Below are 13,416 nucleotides of genomic sequence, written 5' to 3'. Positions count from 1 at the left end.
TTAATTGAAATAGTGGTAGTTTTATTACTATTTTTAATTATAAATAAAATACAAAATAGGAGGATGGAAAATGGGATTTAAAGTAAAAGTTGAAGGTGCTGAAAACATAGACTTAGGTATTGAAAGTCTTTTAACAGTAGAATTTAAGACAGATACTCCAGATGATTCTAATGCTCGTTCAACTGATTTAGGAACAACACTAGTTATTAATGGAAAAATATTAACTCCAGTTGATGGAGAAGAGGCAGATAGCACAATTAAATTAGCGCAATGGTCACTTGTACCAGCAGAAAAAGCTGATTGCTATAGAAATGTAACAGTAGATGTTATATCTGCATCTCAAGTAGTAAGACAAATCAATCTACCAAATGCTTTCGTTGTAGATTATGAAGAAAGCTATGGAGATGAAGAAGGTGTTGGTACATTCAGTCTTTGTGTAAAACAAAAGAAAGATAAAACAGCACAAGTAAAATTTGAAGGTGGATTTGGCGAATAAAAATTAATTTAAGGAAGGATTTGAGAAAATGGGATTTAGAGTTGCAATAGAGGGTGCGGAAACAATAAACCTTAGTATTGAAAGTATTGAAAATGTAAAGTTAAAAACAGATACTCCTAAAGATTCAAACGCTCGTTCAAAAGATGTAGGAAGTACTATGATAATAAGCGGAAAAATCTTAACTGCATTAGATGGAGATGTTTTCGATAGTACAAGACAATTAGGAGTTTGGTCATTAGTTCCAGCTGAAAAAGCTGATTGTTATAGAAAGTTAACTGTAGAGGTGCTTTCAGCAGACCAAATAATAAGAAAAATAACTTTCCCAAATGCATTTGTAGTTGATTATAAAGAGCATTTTGGTGATACAGAAGGTATAGGTACATTTGAAATTGTTGTAAGACAGAAAAAAGATAAATTAGATAAAGTTACTATAGAAGGCGGATATAGCGCATAGTATTAATGTTAGACGTTGGATAAAGTATTATAGAATTTTCCCTTGAAAAAATATTTTCAAGGGAGAACTTCTGTAAGGATAAGAGGTAATATATGAAAGATTACTATAAAATATTAGAACTAAATAAAGATGCAAGTAAAGATGACATAAAAAGTGCTTTTAGAAAATTAGCAAAAAAGTATCATCCAGATACAAATGTAGATGATAAAACTCTATCAGCAAAGTTTCAAGAGATTAATGAGGCTTATGGAGTTTTAAGGGACGAGAAGTCTCGAAAAGAATATGATGAAAAACTTAATAATCAAAGCAATAATTTTAAAAAGTCAAATAAAACTAAACAAAAAACCAATAATTCAAATAGTAGTGATATGAAAAGTACTATGGAAAATTTAAATAAGAGTTTTGAAAGTTTCTTTGGCTTTAATGCAAATACAAGTGATGTTAATGAAGAAACGTTAAATAATAAGGAGAAAAATCCAATGGATACTTCTCATATTTTTAATAGTTTTTTTAATTTAAAAAAGAATTAATGGAGTGAATTAATTTGAAAGAAAATAATTTTAAATATAGCGCTAATAATAATAAATTACTAACAAGTATTCAGATAATTAATTTATGTATAGGTGTAATTGTTACATTAATAGGTGTATTTGCTTATATTGCTATAGAATCTTCATTAATAAAATCTATATTTATAGCTGTATTAATAGTATGTGGTACAGGTTGTTTTATAAGTTTATTAAGAAAAACACATAAGGAACAAAATTTAGATAATGAATATGCAATTAATACGATAGCTTTGATAAACGAAGATAATGATGTCATAAGAGAGTGGATAGTAAGTGAAAAAGTATCAATCCTTATTGGTAAAAAAACATTAAATAATGAAGTACATATAGATTTAACTTCTTCAATATACTCATTGTTAATTGAAAATGAGCATGCTGTTTTAAACCATTCAGGGGGAAGATGGTATGTGGAAGATTTATGTTCTGAAAATGGAGTAAGTATACAAAAGATAGAAGACGGAGAAAAATACAGATTAATAAAATATAGTCCTTGTACAATAAAAAAAGGGGATATATTATTTATTGCCAAGGCTAAACTTTTGCTTAGATGAAATGGAGTGATTTAAATGAGTCTTATTAGATGTAAAAATGGACATATGTTTAGTGAAAGGCGTTATGGAACATTGTGTCCATACTGTAATATTGAAACAGCCAATAAAGAAAAGAAAATAGAAATAAATAAAGAAGACTCAGATGTGGAAATAGATATGTTATATCAAGAGATAGAACCTGTTTGTGGATGGCTAGTATGTATAGAAGGTACAAGGGTTGGTAAAGATTACAAAATTAAAAGCGGTAAAAATTTCATAGGAAGATCTGATGATATGGATATACAAATAATAGGTGATAATGCAATAGCAAAAAGAAATCATGCAATAGTAGTGTATGATCCAAAGAAAAAGAACAATGTTCTTTTACCAGGAGATTCTTCAGGAATTGCTTATTTAAATGGAGAAGCCGCATACGTACCTACTGAACTTTTAGCTTATGATGTTATTGAGCTTGGTAAAAGCAAGTTTCTTTTTGTTCCATTTTGTGGAGAACATTTTGAGTGGGAAGATAATAATTAGAGGTGTACACGATGATGGCGATTCATATATGTGAAACTTATAAATGTATATCTATACTAATTGTTTTACTAATTATATTGATAATAGTAAGAATGTATTTAATAAAAAAAGCTAATAAAAGGGATTTGGAAATAGGTGTATGCTCTACTATAGGAAATGAGGAAATACAAGAAAATCATTTAGGTGTAGCATATGCTCCACATGGGGTATTAGGGATTTTAGCAGATGGTTTAGGGAAAAATCAATCAGGTAAAATATCCAGTATTGTAGCAGTTGAAACAATAAAAAAGCTATTTCTAAAAGAGGGTAGTAAAGAGAAAATAAACTACTTTTTTAAAAAATCATTTAATACAGCTAATAGAGAAATACTTAAAAGGATAGACAATGATAATGGAGGCACAAGTGTAATAAGTACTATAGTAGTTGAAGATTTGTTACATTATGCTTTGGTTGGAGATACTATGTTGGCAGTGTTTAGAGATAAAGAATTAATTAGAATAAGTGATGGTCATACCTTGGATGTATTAGCTCAAAAAGAATTTTATAAGGGTAAGATTCTTAAAGAACAAGCTATAAATGCTTTACATAATAAGAAACTTTTATATTACTTAGGACAAGAACCCTTAAATAACATAGAGATTTTTGAAAAGCCTATTAAATTGAATAAGGGAGACATAGTTACATTAATGAGTAGAGGTATTTATGATGTATTAGCATGGACAACTTTAGAAAATATAATTGGATCAAATCAAAGGGTTGAAGAAAAAGCAAAAGAAATAATAAGACAAATTAATCTTAATAAAAGAACTAATAAAAATAATGGAAGCATTATATTGATGAAATATGTGGGAAATTAAAAAACCAGGTTTAAGGTGGATAATATGAGAAAAATAAACTCAGATTTTAAAACAAATTTTATATCAGAAGAAGGTACGTTTTTACAAAACAAAGATTACTTTGCATTTGTAGAATTAGATAATTACGCATGTTATGTTATAGCAGATGGCATAGATGATGATTTAGTATTAGATAGCGCAAATATAGTAGTAGAAAGTATTATAAGAAACTTTACCGAAAATCCTAGTATGAAAAAATCAACAATAAAAAAATACTTAAATGCAGCAAATGATGAATTGATAAAGCGAAGCAAAAATGTAAGATTAAAGGCATCAGTTACCATTTTAATAACTAACTATAACAAGGTTAGATATGCAGTGGTAGGAAATACAAGATTTTATTTATTTAGAGACGGAGTTATAAGACATAAGAGCAAGGATCAATCATTAACTCAAGAATTAGTTGATAAAGAAGAAATATCTTTATACACAGCATCAAAGCATATAGAAAGAAACAATCTTTATTCATATTTAGGTGAAAACATATTAAGTAAACCATACATATCTAAAAAATTAAAACTAGTAGATGGAGATACATTTTCCTTACTCACAAAAGGGATATGGGAAAACATCGATGAGTATGAAATGCTTGATGCATTAGATAATGGAAATGAAATTGATGAAATATTAGGTGACATAGAAGAAATGATGTTATCTAAACAACCAAAAGAACTTGAAAACTATACTTTATCTTTAACATTTGTAGATAAAATTTATATAAATCCTAAAAGAAATAAATTAATAAAAAAAATAATACTTACAGCTATACCTATATTATTAGTGTTAACAATAGGTTTGGTTATTTTTAATATTAAGAGAAAAGAAAAAATTAATAATATAAATGAAATGAATGGGCATCAATCTAGTGCTGCTCATTATATCAAAAATAAAAACATGCCAAAGGCTAATGAAGAATATAAACAAGCTTTTGATATAGCTAAAAAGTACAAACTTGAAAAAGAAAAAAGTGATTTTGATAGAGATTATAAATACACTGATATTATTTTACAAGGAGACGCAGCATTAAAGGATAAGAAATATGAGGATGCTTTAGATAAGTATTTATTGGCATTAGAACAAGCTGAGGATGTTGATAATTTAGCCAAAGATTATATATTAGAAAAACTGGATATTGTAAAAAACTGTATTAAAGTAATGGATCTTTTAGAATTAGGAGATGAAAGCTTAGAAGCTGGAAATAAAGAAGAGGCAGAAAAAAATTATAAAGAAGCAAAAAATCTAGCCACAGATTATTATTTAAAAGATGAAAGAAAAGAAGCTATGGATAAATTGAAAGATTTATACACTGAGAAAGCAGCTGATGATGATAAAAAGAAAAAAGAAGATGATGATAAAAAGAAACAGGAAGAAGAAAAGAAAAAATCAGATGAAGAAGGGCAGAAGAAAGCTATAGATCTTAGAAAAAATGGTGACTTAAGTTATATGTCAGGGGATTATATAAGTGCAAAAATGTATTATACAATGGCAAAACAATCATTTGAGGAACTTAATTTACATAGTTTAGCAAATGACCTGGAAGCTAAAATACAGCTTATGGATAGAAAAATAAATGAAGTTGCATCTAAAAGATCAGAAGCTGAAAAGTATGAAAAGGAAGCTGATAATAAATACGCAGCTGGTGACCCTAATTCGGCAAAAATATTATATCTTTTAGCTAAAGAAATATATGAAAAAGAAGGGTTATTAGATGAATCAAAAAAAATAGAAGAAAAATTGGCAGTAGTAGAAAAAGCTATGTCCAATAATTAGGGTGATAAATATGGATAATAAGATTTATGAAAAACTAAATGAAATTCAAAATTTAGATGATAGATTAGCTTTGAAGAAAATATTAAATGGGTTATTCACTTCACTAGAAGAATATACAAAAAATAAGTTCAATGAATTAGAAGAAAGAGTGTTTAATGAAGTTGAATATATAAAAGAAAGATACAACGTATTTTGTACCATGACTAAAAGAGAAAACTTAGACCCAACTAACGAGTTTTTATATCCAATATTAGAAGAAGACAAAGAAGAAGATATATACGATGTAAGTGAAATACTAGAAAATTTAAATGAGAAGCAGTCTATGAATATGTTTAGGGTATTTCTAAAATGTGATTATTTACTTTTAAATCATATATTCAAAAATGAAAAAATGTTTAAAGGAACTATTAAAACAGATAAAAACACATACGAGGCTTATTTTACATTAAAGCAAAATAATGAATACATAAAGAAAACAGTTGAATTATACAAAATGTTCATGAATAACAATATTCCTTGGACAACTATAAATAATCCATATATTTATAAAATGGCTGATGTGGTTTTAATTAAATGTGAAGAGAAAATAAAAAAGGGTGAATCTATAAATAAAATATCTATAGATTTTGAAGACTATGATCAATATGTTGAATATAATCCAGTTCCTCTTTGGAACATAAAACAAGTTTTACTTAAGAGTGTAGGATTTCCAATGCCTTGTGAAGATAAAATTAATTATGAGCATATACTTTCACTTAAGAAAGAAGGAGAAAATCATGGATACTTAGTAAACTATGAAGGTTCAAATATTCAATATATAAGATTCATGAAAGATTCTTTAATAGTAACATCTTCAGAGGAAGAATCGAAAAAATGGAATGTGTGGAAGGTTGTTTCTAGGGATAAGTTTGGTACAGAAATTTATGATAATGATGTTATGTCTAATGAAACCAATAAAAGTTTTGTTGGAAAATTAGCATTAAAAAATAGATATAATGTAAAAACTAGAGCTGAATTAGAAAGAATTATAAGTTCATTTAAAGTATATAAGTACTTAGAATTCAAACATTTAGAGCTAGAAGAATTAGATGAAGGTATATTTAGTAATGAAGAAAAAATTAAAAACTCAGAAACTTATAATATGAATGAATTTATTGTTGATGAAATAAGAGAAGAAAACATAAACAAAGCATTAATACTGTATTTTAAAGCAGTGGATAAAAATAATTATTTAAATAGAGATATTTTAAGTTTTTTAATATCAGAAGCCCAGTTACTTTATCCAGAGTATCAATGTGAAGGAAGATTAATATGAATTATATTTGGGATGTATTATTAAAATCTGATGAAGAATGTATATCAAGAGAGAAAATTAAATTTATATTACCTGAGATCTGTAGTCCATATATGGAAATTTCTTTTATTGATATTAATAACACCATGTTACCAGAAGACAAAACTGTTGAGGTTAATCCATATTATAGGTTTTATGATATATTTAAAGATTTGTTTGATATTAACATGGAAGAAAGCAAGGAATTAAGAGAAGTGCTATTTGATATAGTAGTTCATTATTTAGGTGAATTGGATTTAAATCAGGGTCTGTGTAAAGAAGAATTTTATAAAAAATTTTTTATGAGAGATATAAAAAATGGAATATTTGGACAAGAACTATACTCAGATATAAATATTTTAAGCAAAGAGGAATTAGATTATATATTAAGTGGATTAATTACTTTATATATAACAGGGGTTTCCCTACATTTATTCAATAAAATTTTAAAAAAGGTTTTTAAAAATAACAGAGTATATCTAAACCAAGATAATCCTAAAGACATGTATATTTATTTAGGACAACCAAAAACAAATGATTTAAATAAAAAAATAGAGATAATAACAAAGTTATTTTTGCCTATAAATATGAATGCATTTATATATTGGGATTACCATTTTGGTATTTTAGATGCTGAAAAAACTATGGTGCTTGATGAAATTGTTATGATGTAAGGCACATTTAAAAAAATAGCATTGTAACCTTAAGGAGGAAAAAATGAGTTCATATTCATATAAATTGCATAGAGACAATACGAAAGAACAAAAGTATAAAACAACATATAAAGAACAAGATCTTAAGCTTATGACAACATTTCAATTAAGAGAAATATGTATTAAAGAGAAAATAGTGAAAAGCTTAATTAATCCATTAGATAAAGAAGAGTTAGTAAGACTTATAATGAAATATCGTGGAGAAGAAGATAGCCTTCTTATAAATAAATTTAGGGACAATGGATTAGAAAGAGTAGAAAAATTTCTAAGAAGATCAGACAAGATAATAATGGATGATAAAAGTATAGAATATCCAGGAAAAATTATAATTTACCATGATTTAGATACAGAAATTTATGATGAATACATAATAGACAGCAAAAGCAATCTAGATGAAGTTAATATGCTTTTGGTTGATAATACTTTTAAAATTTGTAGCATTTTTAATTTGAAAAGAATAAAAGAAAATGGAAAAGATAAATATTTTCTTATAAACAAAGGCTGTATTCCATCAGAAGAATCAGATATTAAGCATTACAGTTTATTATATTTTGAGAAAAATGAATCTGAACTTATTTATGATATTTATGAAGGTAATAAAAATATTACAGAAGGTTCTATAAAATTTTACTCTTTACCAATTTTACAGTTTGAAGTAAAGAAATTAAAAGAGACAACAATGCCACTTGCTATAGATTTTGGAACATCAAATACTACAGCAGGTATTTATATAAATAAAGAAAAATTTTCATCAATAAATAGAAGTTTTGAGATGAATGAGGAATCTGATAAAAAAGAAATTAAGTTTGTACAAGTTGTTGATTCAACTAAAGAATACAAAAAATTAACACCATTAATTCCTAGTGTAGTGGGTGTAAGAAATATTACTGAAAACAACATAGAATATATTTTTGGATATGATGCCATTAAAGCATCTAAAAAGAGCTATATAGATGATGGATTAACTATATTTTATGATATTAAAAGATGGATAAGTGACTTTGAAAAGGTGGAAAAGGTAATTGATATTAATGAAAAAACCACCTTTATAATAAGAAAGGATATTATGAAAGCTTATTTAGAACACATAATATCTTTAGCAAATCAAAGATTTAAGTGTAAATTTAAGAACATATATATATCCTGTCCATCAAAACAAAAATATAAATTCAATATCTTGTTTAAGGAAATATTAAGTGACTATGTAGTTGAAAGTGAAAATATTCTAGATGAAAGTGCAGCAGTTCTTTATAATACCATATCTGAATTAATAGAGAGAAAAAAATACATTGAAGGGGAGAAATATAAGGCTCTAATTATAGATTGTGGAGGAGGAACTACAGATTTATCAGCTTGTAATTTTACCATATACAACAACAGAGTTTCTTATGAATTAAATATAGAAACATCTTATGAAAATGGAGATACGGACTTTGGTGGAAACAATCTTACATTTAGAATAATGCAATTTATAAAGATTTTAATGGCAAAAGAATTATGTAAAGAAGATGACTTTGTAAGTAAAAGAATAATAGAAGAGTTTGATATTGATATATTTAGGTTTATAGATAAATACGGCATAGAAAAATCATATGAATTGTTAAATGAAGAGTATGAAAAGGTAGAAAATATAATTCCTACAAAGTTTAAGCTTTATGAATATAGAAGCAAAGAGGAATATTACAAGGTTAAAAGTAATTACTATTTTTTATTTGAATTAGCAGAACAGGTAAAAAAACAGTTTTTTACTGACCCTAGTATATTAAAAATAGCTTTAACATCAAAGGATAATGAAAAACTAGATGAAGATACCATAAAATTTGATAAGTGGAAATTATCCTATATCTATAAAGATAAACTTCAAATGGTTAAAGACGCACCTAATATTTCTATAAATGCGTATGAAATAAATACACTTCTTAAGGGAGACATATACAACATAATAAAAAGGTTTTTAGAAGATCTTTATTATGAAGATGAGCTGGTTGATTATTCAATTATAAAGTTAACTGGACAATCCTGTAGAGTAGAAATTTTTAGGGATGCCTTAAAAGAATTTATACCAGGAAAGGTAATTCAATTTAAGAGAAATAAAAAAGAAGCAAAAGAGAATTTTGATTTAAAGTTAGCTTGTTTAAAAGGAGCGCTTAAATATTTACACGCTAAAAATTTTGGCTATGCTGATATAACAATAAATACTAATACTCCTGCTCTACCCTATGTTATTAGTGCTTATACCCACCAAGGGGAAGAAAAAACTTTAATTAAAGGAAGAGATAAAACTAAGGGATATATTTCTAGGTTTATGGAAAAGATTTTTTTGAAACTTTATTTGAAGGATACCCATGGAAATATAAGATACGAATATGAGTATGAGACTAAAGATGAAGAATTAAATCCTATACTACCAGAAGAAATAGAAAAATTGTATCCAAATACTATTAATCAGCATGATACAGATAATATTGTAAATAACGAAGTGAAATTCTTTGTTTGGGCTAAAGAAGAGTTATGGGGCTTTTACACAGTTGCCATACTAAGACAGGATGAGAAACTTTATATAGGGAAAGAGAAGTTTTATTCTTTTGAAAATGATCAATGGGAGAGAAATTTCTTTGATGGACTAAAATAAAGTGAAATAAAAACCAAGTAGGAGGAAAAGTTGTGTTTTCAAATACATATCCTTTATTTAAACCAGGAAGAATTTTAAAAATTCAAATGTTAGAAGCTCTTAGAGATTTTCCAAAAGAGTTTATAGATATAAATTTAGAAAAATACTCTAATGGAATACTGTCAGGGTGTGATATAGAAATAAATGATGATTATATGATAGTGACTAAAGGAGTAATAAAATACCAAAATACCATCTATGTATTAAAGGAAAATTACACAATTCCTTATGAGTCAAATAACAATACTCAAATATTAAAGATAAGATTTCTAGGAGAAACAATAAATAAGGATTTTATTAAATATGACACTGAAATATTTTTGGATGATAATTTAGACGTTAATAGGGATGAAATGGAGTTATGTAGATTTAAGCTTAAAAGAGGGGCTAGGCTAAGAGCTAATTATGTTGATTTTAGAGATATGTCAACAGAGTACGATACAGTAAATATTATTAATTGCCCATTTTCAGCACATGAAGTGAGTAGTTTATCACCTAAAATATTAAAAAACTTTGGCAAGGAAGTGTTTAAATATAATCCGACAAATCCACTTGATATATCTTTTGCAATGATATGTTTGCAAAGTAAGGATGTTATAGAGAGTGATTTATTAAAAGGTTATATAGAATCTAGACTTAAGATATCCTTCAGGGAATTTTCTAATGATTATATATATAATCAATTATTAAATATATTAGAGGAATTAATGGAGGGTAACAATGACTGCGAAAAGCAGAATAGATCACGATATAAAAGAATTTTAGTGGACTAATCAATAAATAACCAAATAAAAAAGAATTTGAATTAAAAATATATTAAATTGGAGGGAATTTAGGAATGAAAAATGTTGATGAAAAAATATTAGAAATTATAAATAAGGCAGAGAAAGAATCAGAAAAAAAAGATATTCGTGATGGAGTTATTAAAATTAATAATAAATATTATGAATTTGAAGAGCAAGAATTTTTTGATAATAAACTAAAGATATATATTCCAAAAGAATTTAAAGACATGCCTTTAAACGAAAGAAAAATAAAATATCCATCAGGAGATCGTCCAGATATAATAAAAAGCAATCTCGAGGGAGATATAGCTATAACATTAAAAAATATAGATAGTCCTTTATATGAAGAAAATGTGGAAGAACTAAAGGATGGTATGAAGGCAATTATAAAGAAAACAAATCCATCAAATGTCTTTTATGAAGATGGCGTAAAAAAAGTAGAAGAAAAAAATATTGGATATTTTGAATTCAAAGGCTCAGCAATAGATGATTTTATATATAATTTCATGTTTTTCTTTGAACTTGAAGAGAAAACTATTATGGGAACTTTCTCTTGTAGGTATAAGAGTTATAAAGAGTGGAGAGAAGTAGCTTTTCAAATTATTGAAACAATAAAAGTAATAAAAGAAAGTTAAGGGAGATGATAGATAATGAGCGAATATGCTTATACATATGGAGAAATTTCAATATCACCTTACAAATTTGAAAAAATAATAAATTTAAAAATAATACGAGAATTAAATGAACATGCGAAACTTTGTATTGAAGGAATAATATGTGAATCAGATATAGACAAATATGTTGAAATGACAGATGATAGCGAAATAGTAAATTTATCTGTAAAGAATGATGATAGTACAGAAGTTTTATTTGAGGGGATAGTTACCAATATAAGTATTGATGCTGATGCTAATGTCAGAACTATGAAATTTGAAGCATTAAGTTCTACAATTTTAATGGATATAACAAAAAACACGCAGTCGTTTCAAGATGAAGGCACAACATATAAAGGGATATTTTCAGATATTTCTGGCAAATACAATAATGCTTCTATTGTGGATGAAGTTTCTAAGGGTAATACTATACCAGGATTAATAGTTCAATATAATGAAACAGATTGGGAATTTTGCAAAAGATTAGCTTCACATTTTAATTCTTATCTCGTACCGGAATGTAGATTAGGTGATGTGAAATTTCATGTAGGAATACCTGATTCACCAAGTAGTTGTAATCTTGAGGAGTTCAATTATTCAATAAAAAAGGATTTAAAAGAATATAGAATCAAATCTAAAAATTATGGTGGAAATTTAAGCGAAGAAAATCTTATAAGTTATGAAATAACAAGTTATAAAATATTAAACTTATGTAGCAAAGTTACATTTAAGGAAAGAAAACTTTGTGTATCTAGAATAGAAACAGAGATAGTTCAAGGAGTTTTACAAAATAAATATATTTTGAAGGATATAAAAGGAATAAGCACACATAAGGTAATGAATAATGAAATAACAGGAGCATCACTTTCAGGCTCTATATTAGATATATCAAAAGATACGGTAAAAGTTAAGCTAGACATTGATAGTGGTGGATCATCTGGATCAAGATGGTTTCCATATTCCACAGTATATTCATCTCCAGATGGAAGTGGATGGTATTGTATGCCAGAGATGGGAGATGCAATACGTCTTTATTTTCCAGATAATGAAGAAAAAAATGCCTTTGTAACAAGTTCTGTAAATTTAGAATCAAGTAATTCTGGAAAACGTAGCGATCCATCAGTAAAAAGTATAGGTACAAAAGACGGAAAAGAAATTACATTTAATGATGGTGCTGTAGAAATCGCAGGTAATGGTAATATGCTTATGAGATTAACAGATGATGGCGGAATTGAAATAAAAAGTGATAAAAAAATAATACTATCAGCTACAGAAGATATAGAAATAAATGGAGGAGCTAAAGTAGTAATACAAGGGCAAGAAGGCGTGGATTTAAAACAAGCGGGTACTACACTAAAAATAGGTGATGATGTAGTTATAGGCGGATCAAAGGTGAATATAGAATGATTAATTGTTTAGAGAAGAAAGAGATTAAAGAGCAATTTTTTATAAAACATGTAGCCAAACGTTGGCAAGATGAAGTGTTTAATATAGATGAAAGATATAGCAAGAATATAGATGAAATTGATAATAGCATAGTCTTTAAATTTAATTCAGTATGTAAAAATGCTCTGTCTTTACAAAGAGACTCTTTAAAGGGAAATATTAAATATATTTATATATCATTTTTACGTACAAGTATTATGGGCAATAAAGCTTTTTATAGAATTGATTTATATGATGAAAATTGGTTTCTAGACAAAAAAGAGTGTTCTACAGAGATTGATTTAAACTTTATATTTAAATCTCTATTTGATCATATGTGTGAACTTGAAAATATAAAAAATGAATATGGAAGAACTATAACATCTATGGACATAGATAATATAAAGTTTTTAGAAGCAGGAAAATATCACGTTTTAGCTATTGAATTTTTAAGAAGCATAGTACTTAGGCTTATAGAATCTTCATATTACAAAGAAATGAGCAAGGACAAAGATATATGTATTATGGTAGGAGAATATATGGATAGAAGTGAGATTTTATACAAGGAAGAGGATATATAA

The 13,416-nt window shown here is 26.8% G+C and carries 14 protein-coding genes; all 14 read left to right on the top strand.

The genetic code is table 11. The features are described 5' to 3' along the window. Positions 1 to 70: 70 nt before the first annotated feature. The 14 genes from BM119_RS02425 to BM119_RS02360 all read left to right on the top strand — a co-directional run bounded on the left by BM119_RS02425 (position 71) and on the right by BM119_RS02360 (position 13,416). Positions 71 to 496, top strand: coding sequence for a membrane-associated protease 1 (locus BM119_RS02425; protein WP_090038579.1), 426 nt, complete (start codon positions 71 to 73; stop codon positions 494 to 496). 28 nt (positions 497 to 524) lie between these two features. Continuing rightward, positions 525 to 950, top strand: coding sequence for a membrane-associated protease 1 (locus BM119_RS02420; RefSeq protein WP_090038578.1), 426 nt, complete (start codon positions 525 to 527; stop codon positions 948 to 950). Positions 951 to 1,042: 92 nt separating this feature from the next. After that, positions 1,043 to 1,480 carry a J domain-containing protein gene (locus tag BM119_RS02415; protein ID WP_090038576.1) on the top strand — a complete coding sequence of 146 codons (438 nt, stop codon included), beginning with the start codon at positions 1,043 to 1,045 and terminating at the stop codon, positions 1,478 to 1,480. Positions 1,481 to 1,494: 14 nt separating this feature from the next. Then, positions 1,495 to 2,070 (top strand): FHA domain-containing protein, encoded by a 576-nt coding sequence (locus tag BM119_RS02410; protein WP_242948279.1) that lies wholly within the window; start codon positions 1,495 to 1,497, stop codon positions 2,068 to 2,070. 15 nt (positions 2,071 to 2,085) lie between these two features. Further along, entirely contained in the window at positions 2,086 to 2,589 is a 504-nt protein-coding gene (locus BM119_RS02405) for an FHA domain-containing protein (RefSeq protein WP_090038572.1), read from the top strand. 11 nt (positions 2,590 to 2,600) lie between these two features. Continuing rightward, positions 2,601 to 3,446 (top strand): PP2C family protein-serine/threonine phosphatase, encoded by an 846-nt coding sequence (locus BM119_RS02400; RefSeq protein WP_090038571.1) that lies wholly within the window; start codon positions 2,601 to 2,603, stop codon positions 3,444 to 3,446. Positions 3,447 to 3,470: 24 nt separating this feature from the next. Next, entirely contained in the window at positions 3,471 to 5,255 is a 1,785-nt protein-coding gene (locus BM119_RS02395) for a PP2C family protein-serine/threonine phosphatase (RefSeq protein WP_090038569.1), read from the top strand. A 10-nt stretch (positions 5,256 to 5,265) separates the two neighbouring features. Further along, on the top strand, positions 5,266 to 6,570 hold the full coding sequence (locus BM119_RS02390; protein ID WP_090038567.1) for a normocyte-binding protein: 1,305 nt from the start codon (positions 5,266 to 5,268) through the stop codon (positions 6,568 to 6,570). Continuing rightward, positions 6,567 to 7,262: a hypothetical protein gene (locus BM119_RS02385; protein ID WP_090038566.1), complete on the top strand. Its 696-nt coding sequence runs from the start codon at positions 6,567 to 6,569 to the stop codon at positions 7,260 to 7,262. The genes BM119_RS02390 and BM119_RS02385 overlap by 4 nt, the downstream gene beginning before the upstream one ends. Before the next feature lie 43 nt (positions 7,263 to 7,305). Beyond that, positions 7,306 to 9,933, top strand: coding sequence for an Hsp70 family protein (locus tag BM119_RS02380; RefSeq protein WP_090038563.1), 2,628 nt, complete (start codon positions 7,306 to 7,308; stop codon positions 9,931 to 9,933). 32 nt (positions 9,934 to 9,965) lie between these two features. Beyond that, complete coding sequence (locus BM119_RS02375) at positions 9,966 to 10,745, top strand: hypothetical protein (RefSeq protein WP_090038561.1); 780 nt, start codon at positions 9,966 to 9,968, stop codon at positions 10,743 to 10,745. A 65-nt stretch (positions 10,746 to 10,810) separates the two neighbouring features. Continuing rightward, a complete protein-coding gene (locus BM119_RS02370; protein ID WP_090038559.1) occupies positions 10,811 to 11,392 on the top strand; it encodes a hypothetical protein in 582 nt (193 codons plus the stop codon). 15 nt (positions 11,393 to 11,407) lie between these two features. Then, complete coding sequence (locus BM119_RS02365; RefSeq protein ID WP_090038558.1) at positions 11,408 to 12,817, top strand: contractile injection system protein, VgrG/Pvc8 family; 1,410 nt, start codon at positions 11,408 to 11,410, stop codon at positions 12,815 to 12,817. Further along, positions 12,814 to 13,416 (top strand): hypothetical protein, encoded by a 603-nt coding sequence (locus BM119_RS02360; RefSeq protein ID WP_090038557.1) that lies wholly within the window; start codon positions 12,814 to 12,816, stop codon positions 13,414 to 13,416. Before BM119_RS02365 ends, BM119_RS02360 begins: the two co-directional genes overlap by 4 nt.

Origin of the sequence: Clostridium frigidicarnis (assembly GCF_900111985.1) — a bacterium.
Classification (GTDB): domain Bacteria; phylum Bacillota; class Clostridia; order Clostridiales; family Clostridiaceae; genus Clostridium_Z; species Clostridium_Z frigidicarnis.
This window is presented reverse-complemented; position numbering and strand designations above follow the sequence as displayed.